The sequence below is a fragment of the Pedobacter sp. R20-19 genome (assembly GCF_000708265.2).
In the GTDB taxonomy this organism is placed as follows: domain Bacteria; phylum Bacteroidota; class Bacteroidia; order Sphingobacteriales; family Sphingobacteriaceae; genus Pedobacter.
This window is the reverse complement of the sequence record NZ_JCKI01000008.1, coordinates 176556-193421: the sequence shown is the minus strand read 5'-3', so window position 1 is coordinate 193421 and position 16866 is coordinate 176556. Positions and strand designations below refer to the sequence as shown.

Annotated in this window: 19 protein-coding genes; 8 read left to right on the top strand and 11 right to left on the bottom strand. The window is 35.0% G+C overall.

Annotated features, from left to right (window positions below; genetic code table 11):
• Positions 1-48 precede the first annotated feature (48 nt).
• The 6 genes from meaB (at position 49) to AN34_RS17695 (ending at position 6364) form a co-directional block, all read left to right on the top strand.
• Entirely contained in the window at positions 49-948 is a 900-nt protein-coding gene (gene meaB, locus AN34_RS17720; RefSeq protein WP_029287619.1) for a methylmalonyl Co-A mutase-associated GTPase MeaB, read from the top strand.
• 195 nt (positions 949-1143) lie between these two features.
• Positions 1144-1647, top strand: coding sequence for a hypothetical protein (locus AN34_RS17715; protein ID WP_029287617.1), 504 nt, complete (start codon positions 1144-1146; stop codon positions 1645-1647).
• Between the two features lie 292 nt (positions 1648-1939).
• Positions 1940-2131, top strand: coding sequence for a cold-shock protein (locus AN34_RS17710; protein WP_010599638.1), 192 nt, complete (start codon positions 1940-1942; stop codon positions 2129-2131).
• A gap of 689 nt (positions 2132-2820) precedes the next feature.
• A complete protein-coding gene (locus AN34_RS17705; RefSeq protein WP_029287614.1) occupies positions 2821-3501 on the top strand; it encodes a succinate dehydrogenase cytochrome b subunit in 681 nt (226 codons plus the stop codon).
• A gap of 19 nt (positions 3502-3520) precedes the next feature.
• Positions 3521-5500, top strand: coding sequence for a fumarate reductase/succinate dehydrogenase flavoprotein subunit (locus AN34_RS17700; RefSeq protein WP_029287612.1), 1980 nt, complete (start codon positions 3521-3523; stop codon positions 5498-5500).
• A 93-nt stretch (positions 5501-5593) separates the two neighbouring features.
• Positions 5594-6364 carry a succinate dehydrogenase/fumarate reductase iron-sulfur subunit gene (locus tag AN34_RS17695; protein ID WP_029287610.1) on the top strand — a complete coding sequence of 257 codons (771 nt, stop codon included), beginning with the start codon at positions 5594-5596 and terminating at the stop codon, positions 6362-6364.
• A gap of 289 nt (positions 6365-6653) precedes the next feature.
• Here the strand turns inward: AN34_RS17695 and AN34_RS17690 are convergent, their stop codons facing one another.
• From AN34_RS17690 to AN34_RS17655, 8 genes are all read right to left on the bottom strand, one after another.
• Entirely contained in the window at positions 6654-7373 is a 720-nt protein-coding gene (locus AN34_RS17690) for an energy transducer TonB (RefSeq protein ID WP_082468460.1), read from the bottom strand.
• 21 nt (positions 7374-7394) lie between these two features.
• Positions 7395-8018, bottom strand: a complete 624-nt coding sequence (locus AN34_RS17685; protein ID WP_029287605.1) for a TonB-dependent receptor — start codon at positions 8016-8018, stop codon at positions 7395-7397.
• A 14-nt stretch (positions 8019-8032) separates the two neighbouring features.
• The gene (locus tag AN34_RS21960) at positions 8033-10036 is read right to left on the bottom strand and encodes a TonB family protein (RefSeq protein WP_029287603.1); all 2004 of its coding nucleotides are present in this window, start codon (positions 10034-10036) and stop codon (positions 8033-8035) included.
• Entirely contained in the window at positions 10033-10410 is a 378-nt protein-coding gene (locus AN34_RS17675) for a BlaI/MecI/CopY family transcriptional regulator (protein WP_029287601.1), read from the bottom strand. The genes AN34_RS21960 and AN34_RS17675 overlap by 4 nt, the downstream gene beginning before the upstream one ends.
• A gap of 112 nt (positions 10411-10522) precedes the next feature.
• Positions 10523-11164: a response regulator transcription factor gene (locus AN34_RS17670; protein ID WP_029287598.1), complete on the bottom strand. Its 642-nt coding sequence runs from the start codon at positions 11162-11164 to the stop codon at positions 10523-10525.
• A gap of 3 nt (positions 11165-11167) precedes the next feature.
• Positions 11168-11896, bottom strand: coding sequence for a sensor histidine kinase (locus tag AN34_RS17665; RefSeq protein WP_197285557.1), 729 nt, complete (start codon positions 11894-11896; stop codon positions 11168-11170).
• A gap of 29 nt (positions 11897-11925) precedes the next feature.
• On the bottom strand, positions 11926-12585 hold the full coding sequence (locus AN34_RS17660) for a hypothetical protein (RefSeq protein ID WP_029287594.1): 660 nt from the start codon (positions 12583-12585) through the stop codon (positions 11926-11928).
• A 3-nt stretch (positions 12586-12588) separates the two neighbouring features.
• Positions 12589-12978 carry a hypothetical protein gene (locus AN34_RS17655; protein ID WP_029287593.1) on the bottom strand — a complete coding sequence of 130 codons (390 nt, stop codon included), beginning with the start codon at positions 12976-12978 and terminating at the stop codon, positions 12589-12591.
• A 202-nt stretch (positions 12979-13180) separates the two neighbouring features.
• On the opposite strand from AN34_RS17655, the gene AN34_RS22160 reads away from it, so the two are divergent.
• A complete protein-coding gene (locus AN34_RS22160; RefSeq protein ID WP_029287591.1) occupies positions 13181-13411 on the top strand; it encodes a LuxR C-terminal-related transcriptional regulator in 231 nt (76 codons plus the stop codon).
• Positions 13412-13574: 163 nt separating this feature from the next.
• Here AN34_RS22160 and AN34_RS17645 read toward each other — a convergent pair whose 3' ends face one another.
• The 3 genes from AN34_RS17645 to AN34_RS17635 are packed head-to-tail and all read right to left on the bottom strand — an operon-like array spanning position 13575 to position 15539.
• Positions 13575-14366, bottom strand: coding sequence for an ABC transporter permease (locus AN34_RS17645; protein ID WP_029287589.1), 792 nt, complete (start codon positions 14364-14366; stop codon positions 13575-13577).
• 2 nt (positions 14367-14368) lie between these two features.
• On the bottom strand, positions 14369-15277 hold the full coding sequence (locus AN34_RS17640) for an ABC transporter ATP-binding protein (protein WP_029287587.1): 909 nt from the start codon (positions 15275-15277) through the stop codon (positions 14369-14371).
• 4 nt (positions 15278-15281) lie between these two features.
• Positions 15282-15539: a hypothetical protein gene (locus AN34_RS17635; RefSeq protein ID WP_029287585.1), complete on the bottom strand. Its 258-nt coding sequence runs from the start codon at positions 15537-15539 to the stop codon at positions 15282-15284.
• Between the two features lie 244 nt (positions 15540-15783).
• Here AN34_RS17635 and AN34_RS17630 point away from each other — a divergent pair, with 244 nt between their 5' ends.
• Positions 15784-16815 (top strand): sensor histidine kinase, encoded by a 1032-nt coding sequence (locus AN34_RS17630; protein WP_029287583.1) that lies wholly within the window; start codon positions 15784-15786, stop codon positions 16813-16815.
• The last annotated feature ends 51 nt before the right edge of the window (positions 16816-16866 follow it).

Below are 16866 nucleotides of genomic sequence, written 5' to 3'. Positions count from 1 at the left end.
CGCTTGGTTGGTATTATTTTGTTAATTTGTACAAAGATAGTTTTATTGATGAATAATACCCCTCTATCCATTTTAAGCGAAGTTAAACAAGGTAATTACAGGGTTTTAGCCCGGACATTAACGCTTGTTGAAAATGATGTTTCGCCAGCGGATTCTATTCTCAAAAATCTGGATAGTCGTTCAGGAACTCCCGTTATTGGTATTACAGGCCCCCCTGGCGCAGGAAAAAGTACACTGGTAAATGCCATAACGAATTTTTTTACCCTTAAAAATAAAAGAATTGCCATTCTGGCGATTGATCCAACCTCTCCATTTAATTTTGGTTCGTTACTTGGCGACCGAATCAGGATGGCCGGACAGTTTAATAATCCTAATGTTTTTATAAGATCTTTAGCTACTAGAGGTGCATTAGGTGGCATTTCTGCAAAAACAATTGAAATGGTGGATGTTTTAAAGGCATCAAATTTTGATCTTATTCTGATTGAAACAGTAGGTGTTGGGCAATCTGAAGTGGAAATTGCTGGTTTAGCCGACAAAACGATTGTAGTTTTAGTTCCCGAATCAGGAGATGATGTTCAGCATATTAAATCAGGATTGATGGAAATTGCTGACTGTTTTGTTGTGAACAAAGCCGATCGTGAAGGGGCCGATACTTTTGCTAATAATCTAAAAAAAATGGTTCATCAAGGGGTGAAATTAATTCCGGTTTTAAAAACAGTAGCAGATAAAGATATAGGCATTGATGAGTTAGGGCGCTGGATTATGGAACCAATTTTCAATACCAGTCATCGACAGGAATTTCTTTTTGCCGAGAAGGCCTGGAAGCTGATTCAAAACAATAAAATGCGTAATGTTGACAAAAAGAAGCTTATAAAGGATATTCAGAAGGCGTTAAAACAAGCAGATTTTAATATTTATCGTTTTGCAGATCACTTCATTAATGGATAATAATTAGCTGACTGTTACAGCATCTATTTAATTTTTCTGTTATTGAAGCGAATTGCCAAGATTGAACGTTTTAATTAAAAACGATGTTAACCGCATGTTTATAATATGCGTGTTATTTAATCGTTTATCGATTGGCTAGTAAAGGTGAACTTAATAGTCAATTATTCGTATTTGGATCAATAATAAAACAGTTATATGGCTTTAGCTTACGTTAACCTCAGTTCAAAACAATACATTAACTTCATGTGCAGAACGGATTTTGAACGAAACATATTTCACAGTACCTATCGCGAATTTCAAAAAAAGTCTAAGCCTTATAACCAGGGTAAAAGTTCACATACCTTTTCTCAAATGTTGAAAGAAAATGCGAAAGCCTATTCTTTGCATCAAAAACTGGAATCATCTGTAATGGATATATTGATTTCTTTAAAAAATAAAATGCCTGACTTGATTGATTTGCAAGGGCAATCAATTCTTTTCGATTGGGCTGAACTTCATATCCTTTCCTCAGACCTATTGAATAAGGCCGCTCACGTTGTGGAGATAACCTATACAAGTCCGAAAATGATTTTGCATAAAACTATCGACGACTATTTAATTCTAAGTTATCATTCAAAAGATAGTTTTAATGAAATATTTATGGTTAAACTGACAGATGATTTAGTCGTAAATTATGATAAAAACTTAAAACTTGCTTAATGATTGTATCTCTGGTGAGTAATAGACATATCATATATCGACTGACTAAAGCGATTAAGCATCATTAATAAAGAACAATTTTAGGCACATTATAGCCTGAGGATTATGATTTAGTGCTCAAAATATGATCTAATTTCCGGATTTTGAAAGTATTTCTGAATTTAATTCATCAAATAAATAGCGTTTAACGGCCAATCAGCCAGTATTTTCAAACCAATTTTATTGTTTTAAAATAAAAAATTGGTTTATAGGTATTTAAGCCTATCTTTGGTGCAAATTAAAATACAATATAATGCAACAAGGAACAGTAAAATTTTTTAATGAAACTAAAGGTTTCGGATTTATCACTCCATCTAATGGCGATGCCGAAATTTTTGTTCATGCTTCAGGCTTAATTGACAACATTCGTGAGAATGATACCGTAAACTACGATGTAGAAGAAGGTAGAAAAGGCCTTAACGCGGTAAATGTAAAAGTAGCTTAAGAAAACTCGAACACATAAATCGTTGAAAGTCCCGATGCAAATCGGGACTTTTTTTGTGCCTAAATATTTGGATGGTGTAAGTGCTCATCCTTTAAGATGTTGTATGTTCAACAGTTTTAAGTTCCACGGTGATAATATTATTATCTACCAATTAAGTCCATTCATAATCCTACGTCTATGAATAAGTCGTCATATTCGACTGGAAAAATTGCTTGCTAATAACCTAATATTCATTTTCTCTAATTCATAGCTCAGGCATTTTTCATAAACACTTTCTTATAGGCTATTTCCCGGTGCTTGTGTACGCGAATGACGCAGCCAATGATATCATAAAATACTTTACCTCCTTTTCTATTATTGTTTTTGAACCGTTGATACATTAAGTTTTAAAAATTATGTTAGTTAGCATGCTAATTAAATGGTGTTGATCTTATTGTACTTAACGCTTAACCTTTTATTGCACCCTATTATTTCATTAATACCTTTTTGAACCATTAAAAAAATCTTATGTTCCAATTCACTTTTGATACCTCCTAAATTTAGATTAAAGCAAAATCTTTCAATTTCTTTCGTTTCTGACTTAGAATGTTTCTAAATAAATGTTTTATCGCCGTTTTGTCATAATCGTTTATAAATTAAACTCATAATTAGATACTTTTGCAAGAAATTTAGATATAAATCCTAATCAAATGAGCGGTTTTGGAAATGCACTTTCTTCATCAATAGGAAGAAAATACGTGATGGGTGTTACAGGAATATTCCTGATACTCTTTTTAATAGTACATGCGGGTATTAACTCGTTAATTTTTCTTGATGATAATGGTTTAACATTCAATGTTGGAGCTCATTTTATGGCAACCAACTGGATCATCAGGGCTGGTGAATACATTTTGTTTTTAGGGTTATTGGTACACATTTACCAAGCTATAAACCTAACTATTCAGAATAAAAAAGCAAGGCCACAAACTTATGCAGTTTATAATGGTAGTGCGAACAGTAAGTGGTACAGCCGTTCCATGGGCTTATTAGGTACCCTATTACTGATCTTCTTGGTAATTCACTTAAAAGACTTTTGGGTAGTATCTCGCTTTACAGGTATTCCAACTGTTGATGCTAACGGACATGAAGATTTGTATGCGGTGATGAGGGAAAAATTTCAGGATCCTGTTAGAGTTGCAGCTTACGTATTACTAATGATTTCATTATGTTATCATTTATTACATGGTTTTGCTTCTGCTTTCCAAACAATGGGTTGGAATCATTCAAAATATAATGGAATAATTAAGGGAGCTAGTGTTTGGTACTCAATTATCATTTCGATCGTTTTCGCATTGATGCCAATAGCAGTTTATACCGGTTTAATTAATTAGTTTTTAGCACAAAAGAGATATGTCAGATATTAATTCAAATATTCCAGAAGGTGAATTAACCAATAAATGGACTAAATATAAGTCTTCTGTGCCTTTGGTTAACCCATCGAACAAAAGAACGATTGAAGTAATTATAGTAGGTTCAGGTTTGGCAGGTGCCTCTGCAGCAGCTACCTTAGCTGAAATGGGTTATAAAGTAAAATGTTTTTGTTTTCAGGATTCTCCTCGTAGAGCGCACTCTATTGCAGCTCAGGGTGGAATTAATGCAGCAAAAAATTATCAAAATGATGGTGATAGTGTTTACCGTCTTTTCTATGATACCATTAAAGGTGGTGACTATCGTGCCCGCGAAGCCAATGTGCATCGTTTGGCAGAAGTAAGTGCCAACATTATAGATCAATGTGTGGCTCAGGGTGTGCCATTAGCACGTGAATATGGTGGCCTGTTAGATAACCGTTCATTTGGTGGTACTCAGGTACAACGTACTTTTTACGCAGCCGGCCAAACAGGTCAGCAATTATTATTAGGTGCATATTCTGCTTTAGAACGCCAGATTGGCATGGGTAAAGTAGAGATGTATACCCGCCATGAAATGCTAGAGGTGGTAAAAATTGATGGTAAAGCACGTGGTATTATTGCCCGCAATTTAATTACTGGCGAAATTGAACGTCACTTTGGTCATGCAGTAGTATTAGGTACAGGTGGTTATGGAAACGTATTTTACCTTTCTACCAATGCCATGGGAAGTAATGTTACAGCAGCATGGAAGGCACATAAACAAGGTGCTTACTTTGCAAACCCTTGCTATACGCAAATTCACCCGACTTGTATTCCGGTTTCCGGAGATCACCAGTCTAAACTAACCCTAATGTCTGAATCATTACGTAATGATGGACGGATCTGGGTTCCGAAAAAGAAAGATGATAACCGTAAAGCTTCAGAAATTCCTGAAGATGAAAGAGATTATTATTTAGAGCGTCGTTACCCTGCTTTTGGTAACCTGGTTCCTCGTGATGTGGCCTCACGTGCTGCAAAAGAACGTTGTGATGCTGGTTATGGCGTAGGAGCTTCTAAATTAGCGGTATATCTTGATTTCAAAGCAAATACAGAACGTTACGGTAAAATTGAAGCCTCTAAATCAGGTATTCACAATCCGGATAAAGAAACTTGTATGCGCTTAGGTACTGAGGTAATTAAAGCAAAATACGGAAACCTGTTTGATATGTATGCGCAAATCACAGGCGAAAATCCTTATGAAACACCAATGCGGATTTATCCGGCAGTACACTATACTATGGGTGGACTATGGGTGGATTATAACTTAATGACATCTGTTCCTGGTTTATATTGTACAGGTGAGGCGAACTTCTCTGATCACGGTGCAAACCGCTTAGGTGCATCTGCTTTGATGCAAGGTTTGGCTGATGGTTATTTCGTTCTTCCTTATACTATTGGTGCTTATTTATCAAAAGAAATTTCAGTAAAAGCCATTCCAACGGATCATCCTGCATTTGTAGAGGCAGAGGAAAGAGCAAAAGGCATATTAAATACCTTGATTAATATAAAAGGTACTAAATCTGTAGATCATTTCCATAAGCGTTTAGGTCACATTATGTGGGAAAAATGTGGTATGGCCCGTAATGAGAAGGGTTTAAAAGAAGCTATAGAAGAAATAAGGGCCTTACGTGCTGAGTTCTGGAGTAATGTTCGGGTACCCGGAATTGCTGAAGAATTAAACCCTGAACTGGAGAAAGCTGGTCGCGTAGCCGATTTCATTGAATTAGGTGAGTTAATGTGTATCGATGCTTTAAACCGTAATGAAAGTTGTGGCGGTCACTTCCGTGAAGAATATCAAACGGAAGAAGGTGAAGCCTTAAGGGATGATGAAGGCTTTGCATATGTTGCAGCATGGGAATTTAAAGAAGGTGTAAACTTCGAACTTCACAAAGAAGAATTGAAGTTTGAAAATATTAAAGTAGCACAAAGAAGTTATAAATAGATATGAGATGTGAGATGTAAGATGTGAGAAGGGCAATAATGTCTCAAATCTCAAATCTAATTTCTCCTGTCTGATGTCCAAAATCTCAATATCATGAGTACAGGAAATATGAACTTAACGCTAAAAGTTTGGCGTCAAAAAAATAACAATACCAAAGGTGCTTTGGTAGATTATAAACTAGCTGGTATATCACCAGATATGTCTTTCTTGGAGATGTTCGATGTGTTAAACGAAGATCTGATTACGAAAGGTGAAGAACCAGTGGTATTTGATCATGATTGCCGTGAAGGTATTTGTGGTATGTGCTCCATGTTCATTAATGGCCGCCCTCACGGACCGAAAGACCTAGTTACCACTTGCCAGTTACACATGCGTTCTTTTAAAGATGGTGATACTATTGTGGTAGAGCCATGGAGAGCAGCTGCTTTTCCGGTAGTAAAAGATCTAACTGTAGATCGTTCTGCATTTGATAGGGTTATTGCAGCAGGTGGCTTCATTTCTGTGAATACTGGTAATGCGCAGGATGCCAACAACCTTCCAATTCCGAAAATGCAGGCTGATGCAGCATTTGAGGCTGCGGCGTGCATTGGTTGTGGTGCTTGTGTGGCCACTTGTAAGAATGCTTCAGCAATGCTATTTGTATCCGCTAAGATTTCTCAATTGGCGTTATTACCACAAGGTCAGCCAGAGCGCTATCGTCGTGTACAAAGCATGGTTGCACAAATGGATGCTGAAGGTTTTGGTAACTGTACCAATACGGGTGCTTGCGAGGCGGAATGTCCTAAAGGGATTTCTCTGGAAAATATAGCACGCATGAATCGCGACTTTGCCAGTGCAAAATTTGTTTCGGAAGAAACAGTTTAAAAATATACTGTGCATTCAGCTGAAAAGTTGAATCTTAAGCCTCAAACCTAGTTTGGGGCTTTTTAGTTTTAGCTGAATGCTTTTGAAATCAAATGCAACAAAATATAAGTTTGTAAAACGTAAATAATTCTATGTTAGCATATTAAAAATTTTACTATTAAAAATTATATTCTGTAAAGTTTGTATAAACCCTAAAAAATTTATAGATTTAAACTTCCGAGACAGGAGAGAAAACACAAAAGCCCGGCTATTTTTTAGCAGGGCTTTTGTGTTTTTAAATTGGATCTAATTAAATCATGGTAAAGTTGATCGCCATTTGGTATTTAACTTTAACTGGATGACCATCTGCATCAATCGCAGGATTCCATCTTGGAGCAGATTGCATGACTCTTAAGGCTTCTGCATCGGTTTCCTTTGAGAGCCCCTTTGTAACCTGCAAATCTGATAATGTGCCGTCCTGTTCTACATTAAAAGCTAAAAATACTTTCCCTTTTACTTTATCTTTTTTGGCCTGAGCAGGATATTTAATATGCTTTGCCAAATAACTATAAAGTTTACTTGTGCCTCCTGGATATTCTGGTTGTATGCCAGATTTAACCGCTGTCATTTTCTCTGTTTTTGTTGAGAGATTAAAATTAACGTTAATATTATACTTTACCCTTACTGGCTTACCATTTAATATGCCGGGGTTCCAGTTAGGGGAGTTTTTAAGTACTCTAAGTGCCTCCGCATCAGTTTCTGCAGACAGGCCTTTAGTTACATTAACATTACTTAATTTTCCATTCTGCTCAACAGTAAAGCTTACAAATACCTTTCCCTGTGTTTTATTCTTTTTTGCTACCTCCGGATATTTAATTTCCTTACCGAGGTATTCATAAAATTTTGCAATACCACCAGGAAAAATTGGTTGCTTCTCTACAGATACAAAATCATAAATTTTCTGTGCCTTTACAGCATTAACAAACATGGCGATGCCCATTAGGGCTAAAATCATTAGCTTTCTCATCATTAAATTTTATTAAGGTTTTATTTAGTTTTTCTTTTCAGACTTTTTGTTAGCTTTTATTGTGGTAATTATAACAACTCCATTTCTTCCTTTATCACCATATGATGATTTTCCTGCAGCATCTTTAATCACACTAACAGCGGCTATGGTGCCTGGATCTAGATTTTTAATATCCTGAACCTCTTCACCATCTACAACATACATGGGTTTAGCCTTAGGATCTAGGTCTTTTTGTAATAAGTTTCTAATGATAACCTTTGGTGGATGTGTCGACCGAAAGCCTGGCTTGATTTTACCGTTTAAAATTATATGATCTGTATCGATGGCTTTGTTATAAAATCCTGCCTGGCTATTTTTGGTTGTAATCTCAATTACACCCGCACTGCCATCAAATTCATATTTACGCATTGCAGCGCTATCTTTCAAAATATTTATGGATTCAATATTATTTGGATTCATATCTTTTAGTGGTGTAGTACCTCTTAAATATTGCTTGTTTCCATCAATAATAATTAACGGTTCCTTACTGTCTGATTTAGACAAACCAGGGAATGATATGCTGGATTGTGTTTTAACTGTATCTGCTTGTTGTGCGTAAACTTGCAAACCAAAGCCCAGTACAATAATTAAAATTAATATCTTTTTCATATCATTGATTTAGGTTAGAATTTTTTAGGTAAATAGTCTACAGTCGTATTCCTGTCAATCGTAATTTCTTTTTGATTCAGATCTCTAAATAAGTTAGTCTTTCCCTTTTTAGTAGTGATTAGTATTACACCTTCTCTTGCTTCTGAACCATATAAGCTGGTCGCAGCATTGCCTTTTAATACATTTACAGATTCAATATTCTTTTGATTCATTGTATTTAAAACCTTCTTATCTGCTATTTTAGTCCCATCAATAAAAATCATCCCCTTAAATGTATCCTCATTTAAATGAATAGAAGTCAGGTTTTGATCTGATCTAAAAGTGAGACTTTGTATTTTCGAAGGAACTGATGGCTCGTCATTCGCGTTCATTTTAAAATTTACATTAAGGTTGTATTTTACACGAACCGGTCTTCCGTCTGCAATACCAGGATTCCATCTGGGTGATCCACTAACTACTCTTACTGCTTCTTCATCTGTTCCGCTACCTAATCCACGTGTGATATTTATATCGGATAGCTTGCCATCTCTTTCCACAATAAAAGATAAAAACACTTTTCCCTGAACATTATTTTGTATTGCTTGTGCAGGATATTTAATACTTTTTCCTAAATATTCATAAAACTTAGCAATTCCTCCGGGAAATTCAGGCTGTTGATCAATGGACACGAAATCGAATACTTTTTCATGGTGAAGATTATCTTTTTGTGTAGCAGAATAGCCAACAATATTAATGGTAGATAATTTTTGGTAGGAGGGTACAGCAATAAAATTTTTGTTTTTAGTGGCCGATTTGCGATCAGCTAATCTGAATCCAACCGCTAAAGTATATTTACCATTCGGTATATTTTTAAAACTTCTGTATGAGAGTATTGCTTTCATTACTTCCTCATCACAACCATCACCTAAATCTACAACACTACTTATTTGAGTTACTTTATTATTTTGAAGTGTAAATTTAATCTGGGTATTGCCTTGTAAATTATTTTGATGAGCTTCTGACGGATATTTTATTGTTTTGGCCATGAAACGATAAAATCCAGCCCAGTTTACATCTATTTTCTCTACTGAAGGAAAAATCACTTTTTTGGATAATGTTTCATTTGAAAGTTCATTTTTTGGATCCACCATATCCTGCATAATTTCGATAGGTTTTTCTAAAGGAATCTGATCCGAAAGGGCCATCAGTTTCTTATTCTTCCGAACTGTAGCTGAAGAAAAGATGATTAAAATAGCAAACAGGGGGATAAAAAAGCCATATTTCATAATGGCTACCTTTTTAGATCTTTCTTTTTGAAGCATGAAGATTCTTTTCTTAATGAGTGATTTTTCAAAAAAACCATTCGTTAAGCTATTTGGAGATACTCCAAAAGATTGGCTCAGAATCAGCATAGCATAGTCTGCCTTATCACCTTGAAATTCTGCAGCCTGCTGATCAGCTAAAAATTCATGTATATTTTTGATTGATTTTTTATAGAGATATATACATGGGTTTACCCAGGTTAAAATACCCAATACCTCAAAAAATAAAATATCCAGCGTATGCCATTGCTTAACATGTGCATCCTCATGTACATCAATTACATTTGATAAAGGCAGGTTTTTGTCTATTACTTTTCTGCTGAAAAATGAAAATGCTGAACCAGCTCTCGCATAGTTGATCAGATTTTTAACCACCAATAAATTAATTATTAGTTTACCAAAAAAGAACAATATACCTGTAAAATAGATGAAGGCAAGAACACTTGCCCAGCCCAAACCTGTTTGATGATCAGGGACTATTGTTGCCTTTTCTAAAAGGGCTTCCCAGTTTACCGTGGTGTAAACCTTTTGCGCAGCTTCCTGCCGGGTAATCCATTCCAGTCGTATAAAGGGTATGCATAAAGATAACATACCCGAAACCACTAAATAGATCCGATTGAGTAAGAAATAGGTCTCCTTATCTAACAGTAATTTATAAAAGCTATAGAAAACAATCAGGTATAAGTTTACCTGCAGCAGGTAGTGGGCGAAACTCATTTTGGACTGCGTTTAATTTTATTTATCATTTTTAAAATTTCATCTACATCACTTAAATCCAGTTTCTCTTCTTTTACAAAAAAGGAAAACATGCTTTCTACAGAATTTTCGAAGTAATTTCCCAGGAGTTTTTCTGTAGCATGGCGCTTATATTCCTCTTTACTGATTAGGGGATAATACTGATGTGCCTTTCCAAAAGCCTCATGACCAATAAAGCCTTTCGTTTCCAAAATCCTGATAATTGTTGAAACTGTATTGTATGCGGGTTTAGGTACAGGAAGTTGGTCTATAACTTCTTTAACAAACGCTTTTTCCAGTTGCCATAAAACCTGCATAATCTGTTCTTCGGCTTTAGTTAAATCTTTAATTTCCATGATAAATTATTACAATAAGGATGAACAACAAAATGTTGTCATAACTAAAGTTAAAACTAATTACTTAGTTATCCAAATTATATTAGAAATTAATGTCTAGAAAATTAAGAAGTTATATCTTAATCAGGTTATTTTTAATGGCATAAACCACCAGGCCAGTACGAGATTTGATATTTAGTTTGGCAAATAGAGATTCCCGATAATTATCTACTGTCCGCGGACTAACATTCATAAGATCTGCAATCTCTCTATAGGTGAGCTCACTACTACAGTGTTGGAGAAATGTTAATTCACGTGCACTAAAAATCGGCTTAGCATCACCATCTTTAAGTGCCACCAACAATCGGCCAGACACCAGGTCATTAACATAAAATCCTTTTTCTGTAATGGCTTTGATGGCATTTAGGAGATCTATCGGTGTAGATTCTTTAAGCATGTAGCCGCCTGCACCAGCTTTCAGCATTCCGATAATGGCTTTCTCATCCTCCAGCATGCTTAGTGCCAGTATATTTATATTAGGATAGTTTTCTTTAACCCATTTTGTAGCTGCATATCCATCCATTACAGGCATATTTATATCCATTAAAATAAGCTGCAAATCAGGATGATTTTTGATTTTGTTTTGAAGATCCAAGCCGTTAATGCCCTCAAACAATACTTTAATTTCATCAAACTCATCTAACAAACTCGCCAAACCTGAACGAAAAAGTGTATGATCATCAACGATAGCAATAGAGATGGATAGGGCAGGCATGTTTTAGGGATAGGGAATTTCAATTAAAATATTTGTACCGTTACTAGGTGACGAATTTAATATTAATTTTCCATTGATCATTTCTATTCTTTTGTGGATAGAATTTAAACCCATTCCCGATGGTGCAACTGCAGCTTGTTCATAATTGAAGCCAATTCCATTTTCCTTAATCTGCAAATGAAGAATCTTATCTTCATAATGAGCATTAAAAGTAATTGCTGTAGCATTGGCATGCTTAATAATATTGTTGATGATTTCTTGCAATAACCGTAAAATGATCAGGTCTTTATCTGGTGATTTTTCTGTCAGATCAACCAGGCTATTGTTTATTTCTATTTCGTAAGCGCCCGTTTTGTTTAACCAGTTTATTTCCTGATCAAGAGCATAACCGATTCCATTTTCAACAACTTGTTCTCCATGCAAGAGCTTTGCCAGCTCCCTCAGCTCTTTGATTGATTTATTAATCAGTGATAAAGAATTGCCAATTTTTTTTCCTGCTTTTTCACTATCATCCAGGTTTACAGAATTAAGTGTTAAAGTGGTCAGACTAAGGAGCTGACCAATATTATCATGCAGTTCTGTGGCGATGGTTTGCATGGTTTGATCTTGTACCTCGATCCTCGCATGCAAAATTTCTGATTCGAATTTTTGACGCATATGCTCTTTTTCCAACAAGTGATTTTTCTTATGCCTGGTATATGATCTGATATAAATAATCAGAAATAAAGGCATGAGCAGGAATATAAATGTTGTAATCAAGATTAAGATTGCAATTTGCGTTGCTTGGCTCTGCATAGGTAACTGTATATCCAATTACTATAAAGGATAATGTTAATGATATTGTAAATAAATAACCGAAGAGGAATATGCTCAAATATGCGGATATTAAACAGGCCATAAAAGAGATTAATGGCTGTGCCGCCAAAATAATAGAATAAAACCCCATTTACCCACCAAAATTCCGGATGATATTTTAGATCAAGAACCTCTTCATCATTCAAAAGCTTGTAATAGTAATAAAGGCAATATAATACAAATATTACAGACATTATACTTACCGTAATGTCATTGAATACATCATTATAAGCGCGTATGCCGTTTTTAACTGTAAAGAAGGTAAAGATCAGGTAACAAATACCAAGGCCCGTAAATATTACAGGCCTTGGATTGGTGTATTTTTTTAAACAATAATACATCCCATAAGAAATAAATGCAATTTCAAATAAAACGAATGTATTAAACAACCCCACGTTATGGTGATGGTGAGCAGCAAGAAATGATCCTCTCGCTTCCGCAGATAATGCAATCAACAGATAAGCAATATTAATTTTCCAGAATGAAATGTTATCCTTAAATAAAAAAAATACAGCTGTGATCAGACAGATTAGTTCTGCTATAACAATAGGGGTAAAAAAATTCATAAATTACAATTCTACTCCATCACACATGGTCGGACAAAGCTCGCCTCTGTTTTCTATATCATCTATATCATCCTCATGCGGATTGGTTACCTCACCACGTGCATTGGTCTCGCCAGCTGCATAAGTAGGCACTAACAGTACCGTATTCCGCCCTTTATGATCTTCAGGTAAACCTTCTAAAGATTCAGATATATATTGAGCAAAGTATATTCTCAAACCATCATGTTTACCCTCACTAATTTTTTTTGCCATTGCCAGAATCTGTTCTGCGGGGAACCATACTGCCTTTGTATATGACCTGGAGTTAAGGCTTGTAGCCTCTTCACTATAAGCATTAACCATTTTTTGCGCTATATCTTTATCAATAGGCTGCGATTTGTTTACTTTTTCCATATTAGTATTTATAAATGATTTAGATCCCTAAAGTCGGAATTTAGATGATGGCAGGCAAGAGCGAACGTTTTTTTTAATACCGTAAAATCACCTTTTTATTTAGGGTGTTTTATGCTACTCATAAATCAGTAGATGCATGTACTTTTGATTATAGAAACAAACGAAATATAGATTCTATTGTTCACCACATTTATTTTTTGAAATGATAAACGATGTTTTAGTTAATGAAAATAATAGTTTGATAACTGAACGGGAAATAGACATTGTACGTCTTTTATCAAAAGGTTATAACAGTAAGGAAATTGGCGATATGCTCTTTATCAGTGAGCATACTGTAAATACACATAGAAGAAATATGGTAAGAAAACTTGATTTACGCAACTCTTATCAGCTCATAGTTTGGGCATTTAAACAAAGAATTTTGTCCTTTTAGCAAAGGAATAACGCTCTCCATTTAACGCATCTCTCTCTCTAAACAACAAAGCCTGCCTTTTGATCAGAAATGATCAAAAAAGCAGGCTTTTGTATGATTATAAGATCTGCTTTTAATTACCAGAAGGTGATGGGGATTTTATTGCAGCAATTGAAACGCAAGGTTATTTAATACTTTTTTTCATGACGATGAAATAACCCAGTATGAAAAGGATGGAGGCATAAATTAAACTGCTGTAAATTTCAGGTGTGAAAATGGGGAAATTTAAAGGATTTGCTGCAGCCTTACTGCCACTTAAAACCAATGATGGATGACTATAAGGGATTAAATAAGCATATTTCCAACCCACATTGCCTGCAATAATGCCCATAATAGTACCCACAAAACCAATCCCCATTGGTTTCAAAAAATCTCCCCAAAGCAAACTTAAAATAAACTGGATAGACAAGATTCCCAGTGAGGATAAAAAGAGTTTAACATAAAATTTAATGAGAATCATTGAAGGATCATATTGATTAAAATTAAATTTTGGCACCAGGAGCTGCAATAAATGTCCGAATGCAAAAGTAAGACTGCAAAACAGGAACAGTGATAAAAATATGAGGATGATGGCAAAAATATACTTTGCTGCGTAAATAGAGAATTTATTAAGTGGTTGAGCAAAGAGAGATTTCCATGTGTCGTTTTTGTGTTCGATGTTATTTACTGAAAATGCCATAAAAATCACATAAAATGGCAAAATCAGTATGCCCATTACACCAAGGGCTGCACCTATGTAACGCAGCCAAAGAATCATTGGTGGCTGGTGAAGATTTAAAATCTTTTCTGAACTGCTATAAAAGCCAAAAGTGATTAAACTACAAATAATTAGCGGCAATAAAATAGATGCCCAAAATGCAAGTGTTTTTTTGGATTTATAAAATTCTGAGTATATTGAAATGTATAAAGAGCGCATTTTTAGTTTGTTTTAGTAATATCCAGAAATAGGTTTTCCAAATCTTTTCTTTGCAGTGAAAGACTGGTTACTGTAAAGCCGTTTTGTATCAATAAAGTATTTATTATTCCACTTTCTGTTTGAGATACAAATGGAATCCAAATTTTTGCATCCGTTTTGGTTGCAATTTCATATCCATTTTCTGTGAGCAGCATTGATGCCCCATCAATATCATTCACATCAATTTCAAGCAAAGGCTTATTAAGTAACTGAAGCTCCTGAATGGTGCCCTGAAAAAGTAATTCTCCTTTATTAATGATGCCGACGTGGGTTGCAGTTCTTTCTATTTCAGCTAAAAGATGGCTGGATACCAGAATGGTTTTGTGGTGTTTTGTAGTCAGCTCAATCATCAGGTTTCTGATCTCGATGATGCCGTTTGGATCAAGGCCATTTGTTGGCTCATCTAAAAGCAAGAGCTCGGGGTCGGAAACTAAAGCGAGGGCAATACCCAGCCGCTGTTTCATCCCTAGAGAATATTGATTTGATTTTTTATTTGCAGCTTCAGTTAAGCCAACAATCGCCAGCATTTCATCAGCTTTACTTCTTTTAATACCCAAAAGTAAACACCTGTTAACCAGGTTTTCTTTTCCAGTAAGATGCCCATAAATAGCGGGTTGCTCTACCAGCGCACCCACTCGCTTTAATATGGCAATGCGGTTATTGTTAATCTCTTTTCCGAAAATAAAAACCTGATCAGATGGAGATTTTAAGAGGTTAAGCAGAATTTTTATTGTAGTGGTTTTTCCAGCTCCATTTGGTCCAAGAAAACCATAAATGCTACCTTTGGGAACCTGTAGGGCTAAGTTATTTAAAATTGCCTGTTGACCAAAGTTAAAATTTAGTCCTACGGTTTCTATTGCAAAAGTGCTCATTACACTACTTAAAAATAGCCGTAGCTTGTTTCACTATTGAAGTAGGTGCCTTAGCGGGTTTAACTACTATTTCAGCATCATTTTGATTGGTATTAACGGTAAGCGTTAATATGATCATCATAAAAACCGGTAATAATAAAAGTAAAAATGGCGAGGTATTGGCTAATTTTTTCATAACGTTTAATTTAATATGAGAGGTTGTGAAAGCATCATTAGTAATTACTGTTTGATTAGTGAAGTTGATTGCTGCTGAATTTTTCATGGTTGTTTCGTTTTGATGATTCAAAGGAACAGAATGAAAACTGGCTGTTAAAATCTATTATACCAAGTGTTCAAGATTATAGATCAACGGGTTAATTTTGGCGTTGGTCGATAAATTTTAACGTTTTGGCCGTTCGTAGAAAAAAAAAGCCAGTTGGTAGATTGTGTTGGATTAGAAAGGAAAGTTTTTTTACTTTGGATGCTCAAATCGAAAGATAAATACGATTTGTAATAAGCGGAGAATAATGACAAAAAGCAAAGGCCCTATTATATTGCATGCGTTGTACTGGGCGGTTATATTAATCATCATTGCATTGAGTGCCTTTTTTGATTCTGATACAAAAAATATAAAGCACTTTTTATTATCGCTTGTATTGTTCGGGATTATAAATGTTTCGCTGTTTTATATTAACTACCTGATCCTCATTCCTCAATTCATTAAAAAGAAAAAAAAATACTTTCTTTATATTTTCATTTTTATTATCCTTCTTGGCGTAGCTGCATTTATTAAAACTGCAATTGCAGTGTTAAATCCGAAAGAGATGATGGAGTATATGAATGAAGGCAAGCGAAAAACAATATCTGTAGACCAATATTTCTTCGCACAATTGTTTCTTTGTGGTTTCTTTCTGGTTTCCAGTTGCCTGATCAAATTTGCGGCAGATTGGTTTGCCAATGAACGCATTCAGCGAAATCTTGAGAGTGAACGCCGTGAAATGGAATTACAATTTCTGAAATCGCAATTAAATCCACATTTCTTATTTAATTCACTGAATAACATTTATTCACTTGCTTACCAGAAGTCAGATAAAACGGCTGATGCCATCATGAAGCTTTCGGAAATTATGCGATACATGATTTATGAAAGCAATACGCCAACGGTAGCTTTAAGCAAAGAAGTTGATTATTTAACGAATTATATCGATTTACAGAAAATCAGGTTTAAGGATGGTGCATATATTGAATTGACTTTAAATGGAGAAATAGACGATCAGAAAATTGTTCCGCTAATGTTGATCTCTTTTGTAGAAAATGCATTTAAACATGGCGTGGTAAATGATCCCGAACACCCAGTGAAAATTAATATCATTGCCAACCAAAAAATCCTTCATTTTAGTGTAATCAATAAGAAAAATAATCAGAATAAAGATGCGCAAGGTGGGGTTGGTTTAACCAATGTAGAAAGAAGATTACAATTGGTTTATCCTGACAGATATAAATTAAATGTTGTAAATTCGGCTACTCACTATACCTGCGAACTGATGATTGATATATAATCCGAAAATCCAAATACTGGCGGATGTTATAGAAATCATGAATTAAACTAA

Bases quoted from the DNA above. Each gene is read 5' to 3' on its own strand.
- AN34_RS17690 (WP_082468460.1), bottom strand. From the start codon at position 7,373: ATGATGAGAAAGCTAATGATTTTAGCCCTAATGGGCATCGCCATGTTT.
- AN34_RS17645 (WP_029287589.1), bottom strand. From the start codon at position 14,366: ATGCGCTCTTTATACATTTCAATATACTCAGAATTTTATAAATCCAAA.
- AN34_RS17670 (WP_029287598.1), bottom strand. From the start codon at position 11,164: ATGCCTGCCCTATCCATCTCTATTGCTATCGTTGATGATCATACACTT.
- AN34_RS22160 (WP_029287591.1), top strand. From the start codon at position 13,181: ATGATAAACGATGTTTTAGTTAATGAAAATAATAGTTTGATAACTGAA.
- AN34_RS17675 (WP_029287601.1), bottom strand. From the start codon at position 10,410: ATGGAAATTAAAGATTTAACTAAAGCCGAAGAACAGATTATGCAGGTT.
- AN34_RS17630 (WP_029287583.1), top strand. From the start codon at position 15,784: ATGACAAAAAGCAAAGGCCCTATTATATTGCATGCGTTGTACTGGGCG.
- AN34_RS21960 (WP_029287603.1), bottom strand. From the start codon at position 10,036: ATGAGTTTCGCCCACTACCTGCTGCAGGTAAACTTATACCTGATTGTT.
- AN34_RS17660 (WP_029287594.1), bottom strand. From the start codon at position 12,585: ATGAATTTTTTTACCCCTATTGTTATAGCAGAACTAATCTGTCTGATC.
- AN34_RS17715 (WP_029287617.1), top strand. From the start codon at position 1,144: ATGGCTTTAGCTTACGTTAACCTCAGTTCAAAACAATACATTAACTTC.
- AN34_RS17685 (WP_029287605.1), bottom strand. From the start codon at position 8,018: ATGAAAAAGATATTAATTTTAATTATTGTACTGGGCTTTGGTTTGCAA.
- AN34_RS17640 (WP_029287587.1), bottom strand. From the start codon at position 15,277: ATGAGCACTTTTGCAATAGAAACCGTAGGACTAAATTTTAACTTTGGT.
- AN34_RS17700 (WP_029287612.1), top strand. From the start codon at position 3,521: ATGTCAGATATTAATTCAAATATTCCAGAAGGTGAATTAACCAATAAA.
- AN34_RS17710 (WP_010599638.1), top strand. From the start codon at position 1,940: ATGCAACAAGGAACAGTAAAATTTTTTAATGAAACTAAAGGTTTCGGA.
- AN34_RS17655 (WP_029287593.1), bottom strand. From the start codon at position 12,978: ATGGAAAAAGTAAACAAATCGCAGCCTATTGATAAAGATATAGCGCAA.
- AN34_RS17635 (WP_029287585.1), bottom strand. From the start codon at position 15,539: ATGAAAAATTCAGCAGCAATCAACTTCACTAATCAAACAGTAATTACT.
- AN34_RS17705 (WP_029287614.1), top strand. From the start codon at position 2,821: ATGAGCGGTTTTGGAAATGCACTTTCTTCATCAATAGGAAGAAAATAC.
- AN34_RS17695 (WP_029287610.1), top strand. From the start codon at position 5,594: ATGAGTACAGGAAATATGAACTTAACGCTAAAAGTTTGGCGTCAAAAA.
- meaB (WP_029287619.1), top strand. From the start codon at position 49: ATGAATAATACCCCTCTATCCATTTTAAGCGAAGTTAAACAAGGTAAT.
- AN34_RS17665 (WP_197285557.1), bottom strand. From the start codon at position 11,896: ATGCCTTTATTTCTGATTATTTATATCAGATCATATACCAGGCATAAG.